Below are 18,025 nucleotides of genomic sequence, written 5' to 3' on the forward strand. Positions count from 1 at the left end.
ATGTCGGGAACGCCATCCCCCGCTGTGCAGCAACGGAGCTATCTCTGGCAGGACGGCACGCTGCGATCGTGGCTGCTGACGCGGGATCACAAGAGGATCGGCCTGCTGTACCTGGGGTCGATCACGGCGTTTTTTGTACTGGGCAGCATCGGGGCGGCACTGGTGCGGCTGCAATTGCTGGAACCCACCGGCGCCATCCTGTCCGATGCGACCTACAACAGGATGTTCACCATGCATGGCGTGGTGATGGTCTGGCTGTTCCTGGTGCCCTCGATTCCCGTCACGCTGGGCAATTTCCTTGTTCCACTGATGCTTGGCGCCCGCGACCTGGCGTTTCCGCGCCTCAATCTTCTCAGCTGGTACCTGTTCGTGGCATCGGGCCTGCTGGTGGTCTACGGGCTGTTCCGGGGCGGGCTGGAAACAGGCTGGACCTTCTATACCCCGCTCTCGTCCGAATATACCCAGGGCCGGGTGCTGCCGGTGGTGCTGGGCGTGTTCCTCAACGGCTTTTCGTCGATCGCGACGGGCGTGAACTTCATCGTCAGCATCCATCAGCTGCGCGCGCCGGGGATGACCTGGTACCGGCTGCCGCTGATGCTGTGGGCGCTGTATGCCACCAGCGTCATCTTCGTCCTGGCGACGCCGGTGCTGGCGATCACGCTGCTGCTGCTGGCCTTCGAACATCTGTTCCGGGTCGGCGTGTTCGACCCGACGCTGGGCGGCGATCCGCTGCTGTTCCAGCAGCTGTTCTGGTTCTACTCCCACCCCGCCGTCTACATCATGATCCTGCCCGGCATGGGGGTGGTTAGCGAGATCGTCAGCACGTTCAGCCACAAGCCGGTGTTCGGCTACCGGTTCGTGGCGTGGTCGTCGGTGTCGATCGCGGCGATCGGCTTCATCGTCTGGGGGCACCACATGTTCGTGGCCGGGACGTCGCTCTATTCCGCCATCGTCTTTTCGATGTTCAGCTTCTTCGTCTCGGTCCCGTCCGCCATCAAGGTCTTCAACTGGCTGGGTACGATGCATGGCGGGTCCATCCGGCTGGACGCCCCGATGCTGTATGCGATGGGATTTATCGGGCTGTTCACCGTGGGGGGGCTGACCGGGCTGTTCCTGGCCTCGCTGGCCAGCGACGTGCACCTGACGCAGACCTATTTCGTGGTGGCCCATTTCCACTACATCATGGTCGGCGGCATGGTGTCGGCCTATTTCGGGGGGCTGCATTACTGGTGGCCCAAGATCACCGGCCGGATGTATCCCGAGATCTGGGGACGCGTGGCCGCCGCCCTGATCTTCTTCGGCTTCAACCTGACCTTCTTTCCCCAGTTCATCCTGGGGTACGAGGGCATGCCCCGCCGCTATGCCACCTATCCCGCGCAGTTCCAGGTCCTGAACGTCCTGTCTTCGGCCGGGGCCGGCATCCTGGCCGTCGCCTATCTGCTGCCGCTGATCTATTTCACCTGGTCGCTGTTTCGGGGCGCGCAGGCGCCCGACAATCCGTGGGGCGCGACCGGCCTGGAATGGCAGACCGCGTCACCGCCGCCGGTCGAGAATTTCGCCGAAACGCCGGTCGTGACCACCGACGCGTATGATTATGCTGCACGGGATGGCCGGGCTGATGCCGCCAGGGTGGACGAGGGGGCGCCGCATGCCTGACAGCCCGGTACTCGACCACCATTCCCCCTATGAAACGCCGCTTCATCGCGATGAAAGCGCGATCGCCGGCATGTGGCTGTTCCTGGCCAGCGAGGCCCTGCTGTTCGGAGGGCTGTTCCTGGTCTGCCTGATCTATTCGCACACCCGTTCCGCCGGGTGGGCCGAGGGCGTGCGGCACACGAACCTCGTGATCGGGGGCGTCAACACCATGATCCTGATCACGAGCGGCGCGGTCTATACGATGGCCGTCGAAGCCGGGAAGCGCGGCGACAACCGCAGGGTGGTCCGTGCCGGTCTCGGCGCTGCGGCGCTGGGCGTGGCCTTCCTGGTGCTGAAAGGGGTGGAATGGGCGCTGGAATTCAGGGAGCATCTGTTTCCCGGGCCGGATTTCGCCCTTCATGGCCCGGATGCCGGGGCGGCCGAACTGTTCTACAGCTTCTATTTCCTGGCGACCTTCCTGCATGGCATGCACATGGTGGTCGGAATCGGACTGATCCTGTGGATTTGCCGCAAGGCCCGGCACGGGATCTTCGGCCCCGCGTGGAACACGCCCGTGGACATCGTCGGATTGTACTGGAGCTTCGTCGACCTGGTCTGGATGCTGCTGTTTCCGCTGCTCTATCTACTGGGGCGGGCGTGATGGCGCGGATCGCGACGTGCTGGACGATGCTGGTGTTGCTGCTTGCGGCGGAACTGGTGGCCGCGCGGGCGGGCCTGGGCGCGGTTGTCTGCGTACTGGCCGTCCTGATGGTGCTGGTCATCGTGCTGGGTTTCATGCAGATCCTGCGGGCACCGCCGCTTGCGATCATCTTCGCGCTGGGCGGCCTGTTCTGGCTAGCCATCCTGCTGGCGCTGGGCAGCCTGGACAGTTTTACCCGCACGACTGTCCCGGTCCACGATACGGCCCCGTACGCCCCTGCCGTGCGATAAGGCCCCCAGCGGTGGTGATCGGTGCGATCGGTTCCGGCACCGCCCACGTCATACGAGGACCCGCGACCCCGTGCGGGGCGGTCCGACCCTGTAGAAAGTCAGGTTCGCGGCATCCAGAAAAGGGTGGACGACGATCGTCATTGCGTGGATGTTCGGTCCGGCTTCGCCCATTGGGGCGGCAGGATGACGGGGTAGGCGTGCACAGGATCGGCGCGACACGGTTGGGACGGCTTCTGGCCTGCCTGCTGTTGCAGGTGGGGCTGATATTGCCGTTTGCCGTGTCCGGCCATGCGGGAACCGTTCGGCAGCCAATGTCCGTGGGGAATCCGGCGCCGATGCCGCCGATGTCCGGCATGGCCATGGCATCCGCCATGGCCCATATGCATGTGGACGCGTCGCAGGGTGGCCATGGCCACCATCACCATCCCTGCCATCGGGCTGGCGATTGCTGCCTCCAGGGGGCCTGCATGGCCAACTGGATTGTGCCGCCATTCATGACCCGCGTGCAAAATCCGGTCCGCGCGACGGTACTGTTCGGTCTGCATCCGGCCGCCCGCGTCGCGGGCGTAGCCTTTGCGCCCGATCTGCCGCCACCCAGACAGACGGCTTGATTCCGGTCTGACAGTCCCGGGGCCGGTCATTCGCATATGACCGGGCCCGTCGTTTCTGCTTGGTGGTACAAAATCAATGTCAACACGATCCCTTGCGGGACGGGGCGCGATCACGCGCCGCCGTTTCGTTGCCGGGACGGGCCTGTGGGGCGCGGCGCTGGCGGCTTCGGGCGGCAGGGCCTTTGCCTGTCCGCCTGCGTCGGGTCAGCCCGATCCCACGCCCGGTACCCGTTTCGACCTCGCCATCGGTCCGGTGCCGGTCAATGTCACCGGCGCGCGCATGCGTGCGGTGGGCGTGAACGGTTCCACGCCCGCGCCGATCCTGCGCTGGCGTCAGGGCGATACGGTCGAACTGAACGTCACCAACCGACTGCGCGAGCCCAGTTCGATCCACTGGCATGGCATTCGCACGCCTGCCGGTATGGATGGCGTGCCCGGCCTCAGTTTTGGTGGCATCGCGCCCGGCGAGACCTTTACCTATCGCTTTCGCCTGCATCAGAGCGGCACCTATTGGTACCACAGCCATTCGGGGTTCCAGGAACAGACGGGCCTGTATGGCGGCCTGATCATCGACCCGAAGGATGGCTACGCGCAGCGCTTCGACCGCGAATACGTCATGCTGCTGTCCGACTGGACCGATGTCGATCCGGAGGACATCGTCTCCAACCTCAAGTTCCAGAGCGATTATTATAATTTCCGCCAGCGCACGGTGGGCACCTTCCTTCGCGATGCCCGGAGGCAGGGCCTGGCTGAGACCATTCGGGACCGCCTGCAATGGGGTGCCATGAACATGGCGCCGACCGACATTCTGGATGTCTCGGGCATCATCTACACCTACCTGATCAACGGCCAGTCCCCCGCCGCCAACTGGACCGGGCTGTTTCGTCCGGGCGAAATCGTCCGCCTGCGCTTTATCAACGGATCGTCGATGACGCTGTTCGACGTGCGCATTCCCGGCCTGAAGATGACCGTGGTGCAGGCCGACGGGAATGACGTGGAGCCCGTGCCGGTCGATGAATTCCGCATCGGGCCGGCGGAAACCTACGATGTGATTGTCGAACCCGCCGCCGACGGGCCGTACACCGTCTTCGCACAGGCCGAGGATCGCACCGGCTATGCGCGCGGCACGCTGGCCACGCGTCCCGGCCTGACCGGGCCGGTTCCGCCGATGGATCCGCGTCCGCTACGCACCATGACGGACATGGGCATGGGCAGCATGACGGGCGGCAGGATGGCGGGGATGGACAGGCCCGCCCCCCCGGCCGATCCGCAAGGAGGGACACCGGCGGGCGTGAAGGACATGCCGATGGGCGGCATGGACATGCCGGCGGCCCTGCCATCGCCTGGAACGACGCCGAGGCCGGGCGTCGAGGTCCAGAGCGTCGCCATGATGCCGATCGACCGTCTGGCCGAACCCGGTGCCGGGCTGGAGAATAACGGCCGCCGCGTCCTGACCTATGCCGACCTGCGGGCCACGATCCCGGGCGCGGATCCGCGCCCGCCGTCGCGTGAGATCATCCTGCACCTGACCGGCAACATGGAACGCTTCATCTGGGGGTTCGACGGCAGGAAATTCTCGGAGGCGGAGCCGATTCGCCTGACCTTGGGCGAACGGGTGCGCTTCGTCCTGATCAATGACACGATGATGGAACATCCGATCCACCTGCATGGATTGTGGAGCGAACTGGAAAACGGGCAAGGCGAGTACCGGCCCTACAAGCACACGATCATCGTCAAGCCCGGCGAGCGGCTGAGTTATCTGGTGACGGCCGACGAACCGGGGTTGTGGGCGTATCATTGCCATCTGCTCTATCACATGGAAGTCGGCATGTTCCGCACGGTGGTGGTGGCATGATCCGGCGGTGCGCGGGCGGCGCGGTCCTCGCGGCCATGCTGGCCGGCCTGGTGCCCGTCCCCGGACATGCGCAGTCAGGCGGGATGAATCCGGGCGGGAACACGCAGGTCATGCGGATGGGGCCGGGGCCGGCCGCCACGCCGGTGGCCTATGTCAACGGCATGCCGCCGGTCATGGACCACAATACGTACCTGCATGCGCTGCTGGATGAGTTCGAGGCGCGGAACGGCGTCGATGGCGGTCAGTTCCGTTATGACGGGCAGGCGTGGTTCGGCACCGACTATGACAAGCTGTGGCTGAAATCCGAAGGTACCGTCGGCACGAACGGCAGGTTCGGGGATGGGGATCACGAAATCCTCTACGATCGCGCCATCAGCCGGTATTTCGATGTGCAGGGCGGCACGCGCCTGGATATCGACAACGGGCCCACGCGGGCCTGGGGGGCGGTGGGTGTCGAGGGACTGGCGCTCTATTTCTTTGATCTGGAGGCTACGGCCTATTTCAGCGACCGTGGCGCCGCCGGACGCTTGCAAGGGTCATATGATGTCCTGCTGACCAATCGCCTGATCCTGCAGCCGCAGGTCGAACTGAATCTCTACTCGGCATCCGACAGGGCGCGCAGAACCGGCCGCGGTCTGTCGGATATCGATACCGGCCTGCGGCTGCGATATGAATGGCACCGAAAATTCGCCCCCTATATCGGCGTGACCTACAGCGGCACGTTCGATCAGGCCGCCAGCATGGCGCGCGCGCGGGGCGAACGGGTCCATGACGTGAATTTCACATTCGGAATCAGGACATGGTTCTGATCCCCCTGATTCGAAACGAAATCATCGCGGGCCGCACGATCGTGGCCCGTTGCCGTCAACACGTCGTCACGAGGAAGACATCGATGTTCGCCATGATGGTCAAACGCGTCCTGTTCACCGCATTGCTGCTGACGGCATCGGCGGCGCATGCCGGGACGCAAAATGATCCGGACATGTCCGGAATGCAGGGAATGGCCGGCATGGAGGGCATGTCGGGAATGAACCACGACAGGACGCAGAGAGACGCGAAGACGAAAAGCACGCCGTCATCCGGCATGAACGGGATGACGATGGAAGGAAAGACGGGAAATTGCATGAAGATGAAGGGCATGGACATGTCGAAAACGGGATGCGATGGCAACGGGGACGGCATGAAGATGCCGATGGGGCCACAGGGCATGCCCGATGCCGTCCATGAACGCTGATCGAGCGCATCATGACGTCATCGGGCCAGCCGGGGGCGCCAGGCTGGCCTGGCGCGGCGGGGAGGAAAGGAAATGCGTCTGTTTCCGGTGATGCGGGTCGTAGTGTCCGGCTGCCTGCTGGCTACGGCTCCCGCGCTCGTTGCCGCCCGTGCGGACGACGCGGCCGGCGTGACGCCCTCGCCGATGGAACGAGAGATCATCACACGCCACCTCCTGTCCATCCGGGATCCGGGGGAACGCGCCGCCGTCCGCGCGCAGGGCACGGCATGGCTGATGACGACCTATCTGTGCCAGGACGCGGCGCGGCCGGTTCTGGTCCGGCTGGGAAGTTCCGCGCATCGCTTTTTTCTCCAGGACGATCGGCCCGGCAGTCAGAGTGTCGTCAGCACGGCCCTTGTCCAGGGACGCGGCCAGTTTTTGCAGGCCGCAGGGCCGATACGCTGGACGGCGTTCACATGGGCCTGCCACCTGGATCCGGTGACGGGCCGGGTGCTGCGGTTCGAGGTCCAGCCGGGTGCCGATGTTCCGCCCGGTCCATAGGGGCCGCCGGCGGCCCACGATGATTTGGGCGCTGGTGTTCCTGTGGGGCGGCGTGCGCACGGCGGACGCGGCGTCTGCCGGCGGTTCCGTGCCCGATCCGTTTCCCGGCTGCACCGCCGCGCAACTGTCCCTGGGCCTCGATGACGAGAACGGCCAGTTCGATGGAATGTCGCAGAGCGGAACGTTGCTGGTGATCCGCAATCTCGGCCCCGCGGCCTGCGTCCTGGCGGCATGGCCTGTCGTGTGGTTCGAAGGCAAGGGTCACGTCCCTCTGACGGTCGGACGTCGTCCGCCGCCCGGCATGCATCCCGGCCCCGTCCTGCCGCCCGTCGCGGTGGCGCCGGGTGCCGAGCTGACGGCGCGGCTGCATTGGGTATCCGGTGACGTCTTCGATGACGGCCATAATTGCGTGACGCCGGAGACAACCGTGCTGGAGGTGCCCGGCGGTTCATTGCGGCAGCATTTCGGACGATCGATGTGCGCGCCGGCGCGTACGACGCGTTATTTCGACCAGGCGCCCCTGCAGCCCGACCCGACCCTGTGGGGACAGGGTAAAGACGGACATCGCTGAAAGCCCCTTTGGAAATGCATTCTGGCGGCAATGCGACGCGCATTTTCAAGAGGGCTCAGGGGCGTGGCGTGCTATGCCGGGGTATGCCTGATGCTGATTCCGTTACGTCCCTGACCCGCTGCCGCTGGGCCGAGACCGATCCGCTGCTGCGTGCCTATCATGACGCGGAATGGGGCGTTCCGGTCCGCGACAGCCGGGCGTTGTGGGAGATGCTGGTGCTGGAAGGCTTTCAGGCGGGCCTGTCCTGGCTGATCGTGCTGCGTCGCCGCGAGGGCTTCCGTCGCGCGTTCCGGGGCTTCGACCCCGAGATCGTCGCACGGTTCGATGCAGCCGATGTCGAGCGCCTGATGGCCGATCCGGGGATCATCCGGGCGCGCGCCAAGATCGAGGCGACGATCGGCAATGCGCGGGCCTATCTCGCCATGCGTGACGGCGGCGAGGCATTTTCCGATTTCGCCTGGAGCATGGTTCCGGATGCCCCGGTGCGCAACACCACCGGGCAGGTGCTGGCGCAGTCGCCCCAGTCGCTGGCGATGTCGAAAGTCCTGAAGGCACGGGGATTCAAGTTTGTCGGACCGGTGATCGTCTATGCCTGGATGCAGGCCGTCGGCATGGTCGACGATCACGATCCGGCCTGCTTCCGCCATCACGCGGCCCGCTAGGCGGAGCGGGCGTTCAGCGCATCGTATCGGCCGGCGTCGGTTTTCCGAGGGTGGTGGCAAGAAACGCCTCCCGCGCGACGGAGACGCGGCCCCGCAGGCGCGGGTCGGTCAGCAGATGGGTGCCGGGCAGCAGCAGCAGGCTGTACGGCCGGCCGGCGGTGATGAACGCCTGGGTCAGCTTCATCGTGTTTTCGAAATACACATTGTCGTCGGTCAGGCCGTGCATGATCAGCAGGGGCCGCGACAGGTTCCCGGCATAGGTCAGGACGTTGCTGGCCCGGTAGCCGTTCGGGTCGTCCTGCGGCGTGCCGAGATAACGTTCGGTATAGGCCGTGTCGTAATCGGCGAAATCGGCCGGAGGTGCCCCGGCGACGCCGGTCTTGAAGATATCCGGCCGGCGGATCGTCGCCATTGCGGTGAAATAGCCACCGAACGACCAGCCATGCACGCCGATCCGTGCCATGTCCATTTCGGGAAAATGCTGGCCCAGGCCTGTCAGGCCGTCGACCTGATCCTGCAACGGCAAGTCGATCAGGTCGCCTTTGATAGCGCGTTCCCAATCACGATCGCGCCCGGGCGTTCCCCGTCCGTCCAGACTGACGACGATGAATCCGTGATTGGCCAAACATTGGCTTTCCAGGTACAGGCGCGGCGCCTGCAACACCTCCTTGTATCCGGGGCCGGCATAGACCGACAGAACGACCGGATAGATGCTGCCCGGCCGGAAGTCGGCGGGGCGGACGATCATCGCGTCCATGTCGCGCGACCCCGCCCGGGTATATTGGATGTGCGGCGAAAGGGTGGGGGTCTGTGCCACGCTGGGCACGGTGGCAAGCGTATGTCCGTCCCGGTCGCGAACCAGCGTGGTCGCGCCGCCGTCCGCCGCCATGATGCTGTCCACGAAGATCGCATGCCCGCCGTCGGCAAACCGGGCCGCGTGCAATCCGGGTTCGGTGCCAACCGGCGTGGCCGCGCCGCCACGCAGGCCCAGGCGATAGAGTGCCGTCTGCGTCCGGTCGGGATTGGCGGTCACCGTCACCGTGCCGGCACCGGGATCGACATCGTTCAGCGAGACGAAGGGCAGGTCGGGCGGTGTCACGGCGTGATCCAGCGTCCCATCGGCATGCCGCAGTTCCAGGCGCCATTTCCCGTCCCGCTCCGCCGCCCACAGGAAGCCGCTGCCGTCGGGCAGCCAGTGCGGCAGGGCGTGCCCGCGCCCTTCGCCGGCAGGGGTGATGTTGATCCAGGCCGGATCGCTCTCGCGCAGCAGGAGGGTCGTGCGTCCGGTGGCGACATCGACGCGCAGCAGTCGTTCCTCGGTCTGTGCGCGGTTGAGCACGACCAGCGTCAGCGGGCCGTGTCCTTTCGGCCAGACGACGCGGGCCAGATAGGGGAAGGCAGCGCTGTCCCAGGCCACCCAGCGTGTCGGGCCGCCGGTGCGCGCGACGAGGCCGAGACGGACGCGAGCGTTCGCCGTGCCGGCGCGTGGATAGCGGAATTCGACAGGCGGGGCGGCCGGATACTGGGGATCGGCGATGAAATGGCGCTCGACGCCCGACAGGTCGGCTTCCTCATAGAGCAGCGCCTGGCCGTCGGGCGACCACCAGAGCCCGTCGGGCCGGCTCAGTTCCTCGGCCGCGGCGAATTCGGCCAGGCCGTGGGTCAGGGTATCGGTCCCGCCATGGGTCAGCCGGACCGTGCCGCCGGTGCCCGGCTGGATGACATAAAGGTCGTTGTCGCGCACCGCCGCGACATGCGTGCCGTCCGGCGAGAACCGGGGGGCGATCCAGCCGCGCCCGGGAAGGTCGGTCACGCGTCCCGTGCCGATATCCACCTGCGCCAGCCGGTCGGCCTGGGTGACCAGGGCGGTTCGACCGTCGCCCGACAATGCGAAATCGGTGATTCCGGTCAGGGTCATCCGCGCACGCTCGCGCCGGGCCTTTTCCTCGACCGACAGATTTTCGGGCCCGTCGGCGGGACGGGCAAGTTCGGTTTCGGTCCCCGCAGCCAGATCGAAGCGCCAGAGGTGCAGGGTCGTGTCCCGGGCGGCGCTGCGCAGGTACAGGACCGATTTTCCGTCCGGCGTCGGCTGGGCGTGGCGGGGCAGGCCCAGCGTGAAGCTCCGCGTGGCGGCGAGGTCCGCATAGCACTGACCGCCCTGGGATGCCAGATCCGGAGAGGGCCGCGTGGAGGCGGCATGCCCGATCGCCGGCAGGAGCAGGATGGGAAGGCCCAGCAGAAGGCGGGCCAACGGACCCGGTCCTGCCATCCGCTGTCGGACGGTCGCGGCAGGGGAGGGGAAGGCGCCGCGTCCTTCCCGGGCAAAGTCGATCATTCCATATCCCATAGTGCGGACGACGCCCCCGACGCGGTCGATCCGACAGGGACGGAGCGTTACGACAGGGGATGGAATGGTAGGAGTTGGCTTATTGACATGGCAAGACGGGGTGCCCTGTCGATCCCGGACATTCGCGCAGGAATGCCAGGGACATGACAGCCGGACCAGCCGCGACCGGGGGGGCGCCGAGGCGATTCGTCAGTTCTTGATGGTGGAGGCGCGATAGATCTTGTCGATCGCCTGCGCCAGCGTCGCGTCGAATTCGGCGTCGCTCATGGAATATTTCAGGTCCCCGACCAGCGCGCGGGAGAAGCTGGCGATCATGCCGTGATTGGCTGCCAGGCGCGCGCAGGCCTCGTCCAGCGGATAGCCGCCGGACAGGGCGACGATGCGCTGCACGCGCGGATGGGTCATCAGGTCCCGATACAGGTCGGGCACATCGGGAATGGTGAGCTTGAGCATGACCTGCTCGCCTTCCGGCAGGGCATCCAGGCCCTTGGTCAGTTCTTCCAGCAGGATCGCTTCGGCACCGGCCTTGTCGGGGCTCTTGATCAGGACTTCCGGCTCCAGGATCGGCATCAGCCCGTGCGCGGAAATCTGCCGGGCCAGATCGAACTGCTGCTTTGCGATGGCGGCGATGCCCTCGCGGTCCGGCAGGTTGATGACCGAGCGTTCCTTGGTGCCGTAGATGCCCAGCTTCACGGCCCGTGCCAGCAATTCGTCCAGGCCCGGGATCGGCTTCATCAGGCTGACGCCGCCCTTTTCGGGTTCCAGCCCCTTGTCGACCTTCAGGAACGGCACCACGCCGCGGTCTTCCCACAGGAAGCTGGGAACCGGCTTCTCCTCGACCAGCCCGTCCATCGTGCGTTCGAACAGGATGGCGGCGATGACCTTTTCCCCGCTGAATGACGGGGCCGTGATGATGCGCACGCGCATTTCATGCATCAGCCTGAACATCTCGGCGTCGCCGTCATAGGCGGTTTCCGGAATGCCGTAATGGCGCAACGCACCGGGCGTCGACCCCCCGCTCTGGTCCAGAGCGGCGATAAAGCCGGCCTTTTCAGACATTTGCGCTTTCATACGGTCAATGGACATGACTTTTCATCCTTTTATGGGCCCGTGACGCATGTTCGAGGGTCGAATGAAGAAATTCAATCCTGAAACTGTTTCCACAGCACCATTCGGTCCTGAAGGGTGATGACCTTGCCGTCAACCGTGAATGTCCCGTCCCCGTTGTGATGCAATGTCCGTCGTTCCCTGCGATCGGGATCGGTCCAGGCCTGGACGGCCTCCAGGATCCATAGCCCATAGGCATCCACCAGCGCGGTGTCGGCCACCCGGCATTCGATATTGCCCAGACATTCCGCGATCAGCGGCGCCCGGACCGTCCTGGCCGGCGCCTCGGTCAGCCGGAAGCGGGCAAACTTGTCGACGTCCCGGCCCGAGCAATTGCCGATGTCGACCATTGTCTCCGCCAAATCGACGGTGGGTATGGCGATGACGCATTCGCCCGTCTCGCGCAGCGCGGCGTAGCTGAAATCCCACGGGCCGATGCAGGCCCCGATCAATGGGGGGCCGTCATGCTGCACCATCATGTGAAAGCCCATCGTCATGATGTTGGCGCGGCCGGACGCGTCCCGCGTCGTGACCAGGACCACCGGGCCGGGTTCCAGCAGGCGATAGGCTTTCGAGGCGGGATAGGTCTTCATGTCCGATCACGACAGGACGCGCACGGGCGTGCCGGCCAGCCACGCCGCGATGTCGTCCACCGTCTCGGAAAAATAAGTATGGTAATTGCTATCGGTGACATAGCCCAGGTGCGGCGTTGCCAGCACGTTGGGCAGGCGCCGGAAGGGATGGTCGGCGGGCAGGGGTTCGTGATCGAACACGTCCAGCCCCGCGCCGGCGATCCGGTTGTGTTCCAGCGCGGCGATCAGCGCCGGCTGGTCGACGATGGCGGCGCGCGATGTATTGATCAGAAAGGCATGCGCAGGCATCCGCGCAAGCTCGGGCACGCCCAGCAGGCCGCGCGTCCCTTCGCCCAGCACAAGGTGGATCGAGACGAAATCGCTGGTTTCGAGCAATTCCTCCTTCGAGGCCGCCAGCGCCACGCCTGCGGCGTCGGTGCGCTCCGGCGTCAGGTTCGGGCTCCAGGCCGTGACCTTCATGCCGAACGCCCGGCCGATCATCCCGACGCGCGTCCCGATCTTGCCCAGGCCCAGAAGCCCAAGCCGCCGGCCGTACAGCTCGGTGCCGATCGTGCTCTGCCACGGGCCGCCCTGCCGCAGGGCGGCATTCTCGGTCATCAGATGCCGGGCCAGGCCGAAGATCAGGGCCCACGTCAGCTCGACCGGCGCCTCGGACCCGCTGCCCGTCCCGCAGACCGTGACGCCGTGGGCGGCCGCGGCCTGCAGGTCGATCGCCGCATTGCGCATACCGCTGGTGACCAGCAGCCGCAATGCCGGCAGTTGCGCGAACAGCCGCGCCGGGAACGGCGTGCGCTCTCGCATGATGACGACGATTTCGGCATCCGCCAGGGCGGTGACCAACGCCTGCTCGTCCGCGATATGATGATGCAGGGTTACGAGTTCCAGGCGGCCGGACAGGATGCTCCAGTCGGCCATGCGCCGGGCCACGCCCTGATAGTCATCCAGGATGACGCATGTCTTCATCGGGCGGACTCCGACGGCACGGCCAGGCGCGACGTCACGGCGTCATATGGTGGAGCAGGTCATCGGCCGAGGCGACAAGGGCGATCAGCAGGGCCGTCATGGAAATGACCGGCCATAACCAGTGATCCCAGGTGCGCGACCGGGCATCCACGACCTGCAGGTCCGGATTTTCGACGGGGCAGAGATTCAGCGCGATCATCCGGGCGCAGTCAGGGGGAATCCCGCGATCCGACTTGTCGCAATCCGACGAGCGCATTTTCGCGCAACGGTCAGCATCACGCATCGCTTCGGTTCCCATCCCAATGGGCGCGTTCGCACCATCCCGGGACGATACCGCGCTGTGTTTTCTGGTTCGCTGGCAAGAAAAGCACAATAACCATTCGGCCCGCTCCCAGTCCACGATAAATCATCATGACGTTCCAGCGGGCCGGTCACGATTTGTTTGTTAATATACGATTGGCCTTGTGGTTCTACACCGAACTCCGTCGCCAATCGTCCCGATTGCAGGCTGCGCGATTTTTATCCTTCTTTCCTTTCGTCTACGATATTTTTCGCATGATGCCACCTGACAGGTCTTCAACAAGGCCGGATTTCGACCACATGCCCTATGTCAAATCATTGCGTGCGACAGGATGCAGCATGTCGGGCTTTATGAAGCAGCCCTCGCCATCCGGATGGGAACGTCGTGGCAGCTTTTCGAATTGGGATGAAATCGGACTGGTGGTTCTGATTCTCCTGGTGGTGGTCTGGGCGGTTCTCGTGGCGATCGCCGCCTGAATTGCAGGATGGGCCCGCGAGGGTGCTGCTGGAACGGGACTGGAATACCCGGCATTATCATGAGGCATTTCAGGTAATGGCGTTGTTCCGGCCCTTCCAGGGAGCAGGTGATTCGGGGTCCGTCCCTTCGGAAACGTGCGCTGCTGAATCGTCCTGACGAACGAAGAATTGGTCGTGCGGGGCACCCAGACGCAGGATCGGGCGTTAAGGCTGCGGACGGTCCGCTTCCAAGGGGGCCGATCCACATCGTCGCGTTCGGTGCATGGGTCTTCGCACCGAGCCAGTCCCCAAGTACGTATGCCGAGCCCAGCCGGCGGGAGCAGTTAATTGAGTGATGCGCCTGGCCATCCTGGCATTCAACCCCGATGGACCTCCAGTGCGAAGGACGGCGTGGGGACCGCCCTGGACGCGCGCAGCGAAGTCTGGTTCACGCTCAGTCACGGGATCCTGAACGAAATCTACTATCCCCGTGTCGACCAGGCCTGCACGCGCGACTGCGGGCTGATCGTCACCGATGGCGTTCCCGGCGGCCTGTTCGTCGAGGAGAAACGCGACATGGAAAGCGAGGTACGCAGGGCGGCGGATGGCGTGCCGCTGCATACCCTGGTCAATCGGTGTCGGGCCGGGCGTTTTACAATTCACAAGCAGATCGTTTCCGATCCCCTGCACTCCGCGGTACTGCAGCGGATTTCGCTGAAACCCGGGAACGGAATATCGGGATTGCGGCTGTTCGTCCTGCTCGCGCCGCACCTGGTCAATGGCGGGGCGGACAATACCGGCTGGCTGGGCACATACAAGGGTGCCGACATGCTGTTCGCGTCGGGGGACGGCACGACGCTGGCCCTTGCCTGCGACAGCGGGTTCAAGATGCGCAGCGTGGGGTTCGTCGGCACGTCGGATGGATGGCAGATCCTGCGCCGGCATGGGTATCTGGCCGATATCCACGATCGTGCCGCTGACGGGAACGTCGCCCTCGTCGCGGAAATCGACGCGGATCGGCCGGTGCTTCTGGCAATCGGGTTCGGCCGGAAGCCGGAGGAGGCCGCATTCCAGGCTGCGTCGAGCCTGGCACGGGGCTACGACCGGGCCGAGGCGGATTACGCGACCGCCTGGCGCCGCTGGCAGGCCGGCCTCGAACCGCTGGACCCGCTGCATGGCGCGACCCCGCATAATTTCTACCGGATCAGCACGGCGGTCCTGCGGACCCATGAAAGCCCGCGCTTTCCCGGCGGCACGATCGCCAGCCTGTCGATCCCCTGGGGGACCAGCAAGGGCGACGACGACATGGGAGGGTATCATCTGGTCTGGGCGCGCGACCTGGTGGAAACGGCGGGGGCCCTGCTGGCCTGTGGTGCCGTGGCCGATGCGCGGCGGACGCTGGATTACCTGCGCGCGGTCCAGGAACCGGACGGCCACTGGCTGCAGAATTGCTGGCTCGATGGCACCGCCTATTGGGGCGGATTGCAGATGGACGAGACGGCGTATCCGATCCTGCTGCTCGATCTCGCCTTTCGCTCCGGCGCGGTGCCGGAGCAGGAACTTGTCCGCTTCTGGCCGATGGTGCGGGCGGCGGCGGGGTTCATCGTCCGCAACGGCCCCGCGACCGAACAGGATCGGTGGGAGGAAAACGCGGGATACACTCCGGCGACCCTGGCGGTGGAGATTGCCGGCCTGCTGGTCGCCGCCGAACTGGCCCAGCGGCTGGGCGAAACGCGCATCGCCGGTTTCCTGCGCGACACGGCCGATGCGTGGAATGCCGACATCGACGCCTGGATCCATGTCTGCGGCACCGATCTTGCGGATGCGCTGGGGGTATCGGGCTATTACCTGCGGATCGCGCCCGAGGGGGACAGGGATTTGTCGCGCGTACCCCGGCATGCGCGTGTCACGGTGCGGAACAGGCCGTCGAACGAGACATCCATCCCCGCCGACGAACTGGTCGGCGCCGACGCGCTGGCGCTGGTGCGGTTCGGATTACGGGCCGCGAACGATCCGCGCATCCTCGACACGATCAAGGTGGTCGATCACCTGACCCGCGTGGATCTGCCGCAGGGTCCGGCCTGGCATCGCTATAATCGCGACGGATATGGCGAGCACGACGACGGCAGGCCGTTCGACGGTGTGGGCCGGGGGCGCGCGTGGCCCCTGCTGACCGGCGAGCGGGCGCATTATGCGATCCTGGCCGGGGATTTGGGCGAGGCTGCCCGGCTGCGCAGCACCATGGAGGGCTGCGCCAGCCGTGGCGGCCTGTTGCCCGAACAGGTGTGGGACGCGGACGATATTTCCTGGCGAGGGCTGATTCGCGGCCAGCCGAGCGGTTCGGCGATGCCCCTGGTCTGGGCGCATGCCGAATATATCAAGCTGCTGCGCAGCCTGCGTGACGAGGCGGTCTTCGACCTGCCGCCGCAGACGGTGCTGCGCTACCTTGTGGAAAAACGGGGACCGCGATTGCGGGACTGGCGGGAATCCTGGCGACGGACCCGCATGCCGGCGGGCCAGAACATCCGGGTCGAACTGTGCGAGGCGGCGATGATTCACTGGAGCGTCGACGACTGGCGGCACACGACCGACACCCTGGCCGAGGATACGGGGCTGGGCCTGTTTGCGGCCGAACTGCCGACGGCACAGGTCCCGGCCGGTTCGCGCGTCGTCTTCACGTGGCGGCGCCCGGACGGAACATGGCGCGGGCAGGATTTCGAGATCGCCGTCCAGGGATAGGCGTTCAAGAAACGTGTTATCGAAAGGAATCTTTCGAAGTCGCCCCTTTGACGGGCTTCAAGGGGGCGGCTGGGCCGGCCGGTCGTCGGGGCGGGACGCAAGAGCCGCCAGGTTTATCGCGGAAGCCGGGTTCATGCTGTCGATCATCGAGGTCGGAATCAGGATCGTGGAGCCCCGCTCCTTGGTGGTTTCATAGATGATGTTCATCGCGCGAAGCTGGAGCGCCGCGGGATGTTCCGCATAGCTGTCCGCCGCCGCCACGAACAGGCTCGCCACCTCGGCCTCCGCCGATCCCAGGATGATGCGCGCCTGCTTTTCACGTTCTGCCTGTGCCTGGCGCGACATCGCGTCCTGAAGGGCGACGGGAATTGCGACGTCGCGCACCTCGACCGACATCACCGCGACCCCCCAATGGGCGGTTTTGGCACTGATTTCAGCCCGGAGCCGTTCGTTCGACGCCGTGCGGTCCGACAGCAGGGTTGCCAGCATCGATGATCCGATGGTCTCGCGCAGAGAGGTCTGGGCCACCCGGTCGATCGCTTCGCGATAATTGGTGATCTTCAGCGCGGCGGCCTGCGCATCGTGCACATGCCAGAAGATCACCGCATCCACATTGACCGGAACCGTATCCCGGGTCAGCGCCTGTTCCGCATTGAATCCCGTCGTCTGGATGCGCTCGTCGATGACGGCCACGATCCGGTCGATGACGGGAATGATGAAAAACAGCCCGGGACCGCGAACGCCCTGGAGCTTGCCCGCGCGCAGCACGACGAATTTCTGCCATGTATTGGCCATCTTGAGGGACAGGCCGACAAGAGCGGCCGCGCCCAGGAAAGGCAGGGCATACAGGGGGCTGATGTTGCCGGCTTCGGGCGTCACGATTCCGCCAGCCCACAGGCCGGCAAGTATGAGGGCCGCCACGATAACCAATGTGATCGGGTTCATCGCCGTTGCTTCCGGCCGAGGGGCCGCATGAAGGCTCTGTCCGTTGACCGGATGGTCCTCACCGCGATCCCGGACGGGACGGAAGTACGAACGTCGCCGCCCGGCGCCGGTTCCGTCAGGCCCTATCGTCCGATGCGGCGGCCGCAAGCGCCCCGCATTCGTCCGGCAGGACGCGCGCCGCCCGGCTGTTGTCGCGGAAAAAGCTGCCGAAAAGTGGCACGCCGGCCTCGGGCGGAACGCGCCGCAAATCCTCGCTTTCCAGGATAAGGCAGCCATCCTGCCGCTGTGCGGTCCCGGCGAGCTTCAGTTTGGCGGCGGCGTTGATCAATGTGCGAAAGCGGTCGAAGGACCGCCGCCGCGACAGCGATGTCGATGGAAGGGCCAGCCCGGCCGCGGCCTCCAGCGCTTCGCCCGAGACCATGCAGCCGACGCGGCGGCTGCCGTCCTGGACCTCGAAACGGATGAATCGGTCGTCAGGCACCTGGTTCGCGTCCTGTGAAGTAGTCATCGCCGTTC

At 65.6% G+C, this 18,025-nt stretch carries 19 protein-coding genes; 12 read left to right on the plus strand and 7 right to left on the minus strand.

Going from position 1 to position 18,025, the window contains the following annotated elements; translation table 11 throughout:
• From HLH28_RS04620 to HLH28_RS04665, 10 genes are all read left to right on the plus strand, one after another.
• Nucleotides 1-1,656 (plus strand): cytochrome c oxidase subunit I, encoded by a 1,656-nt coding sequence (locus tag HLH28_RS04620; protein WP_182955218.1) that lies wholly within the window; start codon nt 1-3, stop codon nt 1,654-1,656.
• Nucleotides 1,649-2,296: a cytochrome c oxidase subunit 3 gene (locus tag HLH28_RS04625; protein WP_182955220.1), complete on the plus strand. Its 648-nt coding sequence runs from the start codon at nt 1,649-1,651 to the stop codon at nt 2,294-2,296. The genes HLH28_RS04620 and HLH28_RS04625 overlap by 8 nt, the downstream gene beginning before the upstream one ends.
• Nucleotides 2,296-2,586 carry a hypothetical protein gene (locus HLH28_RS04630; RefSeq protein ID WP_182955222.1) on the plus strand — a complete coding sequence of 97 codons (291 nt, stop codon included), beginning with the start codon at nt 2,296-2,298 and terminating at the stop codon, nt 2,584-2,586. Before HLH28_RS04625 ends, HLH28_RS04630 begins: the two co-directional genes overlap by 1 nt.
• A 197-nt stretch (nt 2,587-2,783) precedes the next feature.
• Entirely contained in the window at nt 2,784-3,197 is a 414-nt protein-coding gene (locus HLH28_RS04635; RefSeq protein WP_182955225.1) for a hypothetical protein, read from the plus strand.
• Nucleotides 3,198-3,273: 76 nt separating this feature from the next.
• Nucleotides 3,274-5,052: a copper resistance system multicopper oxidase gene (locus tag HLH28_RS04640; RefSeq protein WP_182955227.1), complete on the plus strand. Its 1,779-nt coding sequence runs from the start codon at nt 3,274-3,276 to the stop codon at nt 5,050-5,052.
• Nucleotides 5,049-5,861, plus strand: a complete 813-nt coding sequence (locus tag HLH28_RS04645; protein WP_182955230.1) for a copper resistance protein B — start codon at nt 5,049-5,051, stop codon at nt 5,859-5,861. The genes HLH28_RS04640 and HLH28_RS04645 overlap by 4 nt, the downstream gene beginning before the upstream one ends.
• Before the next feature lie 83 nt (nt 5,862-5,944).
• On the plus strand, nt 5,945-6,286 hold the full coding sequence (locus HLH28_RS04650) for a hypothetical protein (protein WP_182956093.1): 342 nt from the start codon (nt 5,945-5,947) through the stop codon (nt 6,284-6,286).
• Between the two features lie 72 nt (nt 6,287-6,358).
• Nucleotides 6,359-6,826: a hypothetical protein gene (locus HLH28_RS04655; protein WP_182955232.1), complete on the plus strand. Its 468-nt coding sequence runs from the start codon at nt 6,359-6,361 to the stop codon at nt 6,824-6,826.
• A gap of 19 nt (nt 6,827-6,845) precedes the next feature.
• Complete coding sequence (locus HLH28_RS04660; protein ID WP_182955235.1) at nt 6,846-7,397, plus strand: DUF4232 domain-containing protein; 552 nt, start codon at nt 6,846-6,848, stop codon at nt 7,395-7,397.
• Nucleotides 7,398-7,480: 83 nt separating this feature from the next.
• Nucleotides 7,481-8,059: a DNA-3-methyladenine glycosylase I gene (locus HLH28_RS04665; RefSeq protein WP_182955238.1), complete on the plus strand. Its 579-nt coding sequence runs from the start codon at nt 7,481-7,483 to the stop codon at nt 8,057-8,059.
• A gap of 13 nt (nt 8,060-8,072) precedes the next feature.
• Here HLH28_RS04665 and HLH28_RS04670 read toward each other — a convergent pair whose 3' ends face one another.
• The 5 genes from HLH28_RS04670 to HLH28_RS04690 all read right to left on the minus strand — a co-directional run bounded on the left by HLH28_RS04670 (nt 8,073) and on the right by HLH28_RS04690 (nt 13,469).
• Nucleotides 8,073-10,310 carry a S9 family peptidase gene (locus HLH28_RS04670; protein ID WP_246395678.1) on the minus strand — a complete coding sequence of 746 codons (2,238 nt, stop codon included), beginning with the start codon at nt 10,308-10,310 and terminating at the stop codon, nt 8,073-8,075.
• Nucleotides 10,311-10,595: 285 nt separating this feature from the next.
• Complete coding sequence (locus HLH28_RS04675) at nt 10,596-11,492, minus strand: fructose bisphosphate aldolase (RefSeq protein WP_182955240.1); 897 nt, start codon at nt 11,490-11,492, stop codon at nt 10,596-10,598.
• 56 nt (nt 11,493-11,548) lie between these two features.
• The gene (locus tag HLH28_RS04680; protein ID WP_182955243.1) at nt 11,549-12,106 is read right to left on the minus strand and encodes a flavin reductase family protein; all 558 of its coding nucleotides are present in this window, start codon (nt 12,104-12,106) and stop codon (nt 11,549-11,551) included.
• Nucleotides 12,107-12,112: 6 nt separating this feature from the next.
• Entirely contained in the window at nt 12,113-13,069 is a 957-nt protein-coding gene (locus tag HLH28_RS04685; RefSeq protein ID WP_182955245.1) for a D-2-hydroxyacid dehydrogenase family protein, read from the minus strand.
• 34 nt (nt 13,070-13,103) lie between these two features.
• Nucleotides 13,104-13,469 carry a hypothetical protein gene (locus tag HLH28_RS04690; protein WP_182955248.1) on the minus strand — a complete coding sequence of 122 codons (366 nt, stop codon included), beginning with the start codon at nt 13,467-13,469 and terminating at the stop codon, nt 13,104-13,106.
• An 11-nt stretch (nt 13,470-13,480) separates the two neighbouring features.
• Here HLH28_RS04690 and HLH28_RS04695 point away from each other — a divergent pair, with 11 nt between their 5' ends.
• Nucleotides 13,481-13,846, plus strand: coding sequence for a hypothetical protein (locus HLH28_RS04695; protein ID WP_182955250.1), 366 nt, complete (start codon nt 13,481-13,483; stop codon nt 13,844-13,846).
• Between the two features lie 327 nt (nt 13,847-14,173).
• Nucleotides 14,174-16,564 (plus strand): glycoside hydrolase family 15 protein, encoded by a 2,391-nt coding sequence (locus HLH28_RS04700; protein WP_182955252.1) that lies wholly within the window; start codon nt 14,174-14,176, stop codon nt 16,562-16,564.
• A gap of 57 nt (nt 16,565-16,621) precedes the next feature.
• Here HLH28_RS04700 and HLH28_RS04705 read toward each other — a convergent pair whose 3' ends face one another.
• Nucleotides 16,622-17,509 (minus strand): slipin family protein, encoded by an 888-nt coding sequence (locus HLH28_RS04705; protein WP_182955254.1) that lies wholly within the window; start codon nt 17,507-17,509, stop codon nt 16,622-16,624.
• Between the two features lie 115 nt (nt 17,510-17,624).
• Nucleotides 17,625-18,017, minus strand: a complete 393-nt coding sequence (locus tag HLH28_RS04710) for a DUF1488 family protein (RefSeq protein WP_182955256.1) — start codon at nt 18,015-18,017, stop codon at nt 17,625-17,627.
• Nucleotides 18,018-18,025: the final 8 nt, after the last annotated feature.

This window comes from Gluconacetobacter tumulisoli (genome assembly GCF_014174155.1).
Lineage (GTDB): Bacteria > Pseudomonadota > Alphaproteobacteria > Acetobacterales > Acetobacteraceae > Gluconacetobacter > Gluconacetobacter tumulisoli.

What these genes read in the sequence shown, in the direction of transcription:
- HLH28_RS04620 (WP_182955218.1), top strand. Translation starts at nt 1, where the DNA reads ATGTCGGGAACGCCATCCCCCGCTGTGCAGCAACGGAGCTATCTCTGG.
- HLH28_RS04625 (WP_182955220.1), top strand. Translation starts at nt 1,649, where the DNA reads ATGCCTGACAGCCCGGTACTCGACCACCATTCCCCCTATGAAACGCCG.
- HLH28_RS04630 (WP_182955222.1), top strand. Translation starts at nt 2,296, where the DNA reads ATGGCGCGGATCGCGACGTGCTGGACGATGCTGGTGTTGCTGCTTGCG.
- HLH28_RS04640 (WP_182955227.1), top strand. Translation starts at nt 3,274, where the DNA reads ATGTCAACACGATCCCTTGCGGGACGGGGCGCGATCACGCGCCGCCGT.
- HLH28_RS04645 (WP_182955230.1), top strand. Translation starts at nt 5,049, where the DNA reads ATGATCCGGCGGTGCGCGGGCGGCGCGGTCCTCGCGGCCATGCTGGCC.
- HLH28_RS04650 (WP_182956093.1), top strand. Translation starts at nt 5,945, where the DNA reads ATGTTCGCCATGATGGTCAAACGCGTCCTGTTCACCGCATTGCTGCTG.
- HLH28_RS04655 (WP_182955232.1), top strand. Translation starts at nt 6,359, where the DNA reads ATGCGTCTGTTTCCGGTGATGCGGGTCGTAGTGTCCGGCTGCCTGCTG.
- HLH28_RS04660 (WP_182955235.1), top strand. Translation starts at nt 6,846, where the DNA reads ATGATTTGGGCGCTGGTGTTCCTGTGGGGCGGCGTGCGCACGGCGGAC.
- HLH28_RS04665 (WP_182955238.1), top strand. Translation starts at nt 7,481, where the DNA reads ATGCCTGATGCTGATTCCGTTACGTCCCTGACCCGCTGCCGCTGGGCC.
- HLH28_RS04675 (WP_182955240.1), bottom strand. Translation starts at nt 11,492, where the DNA reads ATGTCCATTGACCGTATGAAAGCGCAAATGTCTGAAAAGGCCGGCTTT.
- HLH28_RS04680 (WP_182955243.1), bottom strand. Translation starts at nt 12,106, where the DNA reads ATGAAGACCTATCCCGCCTCGAAAGCCTATCGCCTGCTGGAACCCGGC.
- HLH28_RS04685 (WP_182955245.1), bottom strand. Translation starts at nt 13,069, where the DNA reads ATGAAGACATGCGTCATCCTGGATGACTATCAGGGCGTGGCCCGGCGC.
- HLH28_RS04695 (WP_182955250.1), top strand. Translation starts at nt 13,481, where the DNA reads ATGACGTTCCAGCGGGCCGGTCACGATTTGTTTGTTAATATACGATTG.
- HLH28_RS04705 (WP_182955254.1), bottom strand. Translation starts at nt 17,509, where the DNA reads ATGAACCCGATCACATTGGTTATCGTGGCGGCCCTCATACTTGCCGGC.
- HLH28_RS04710 (WP_182955256.1), bottom strand. Translation starts at nt 18,017, where the DNA reads ATGACTACTTCACAGGACGCGAACCAGGTGCCTGACGACCGATTCATC.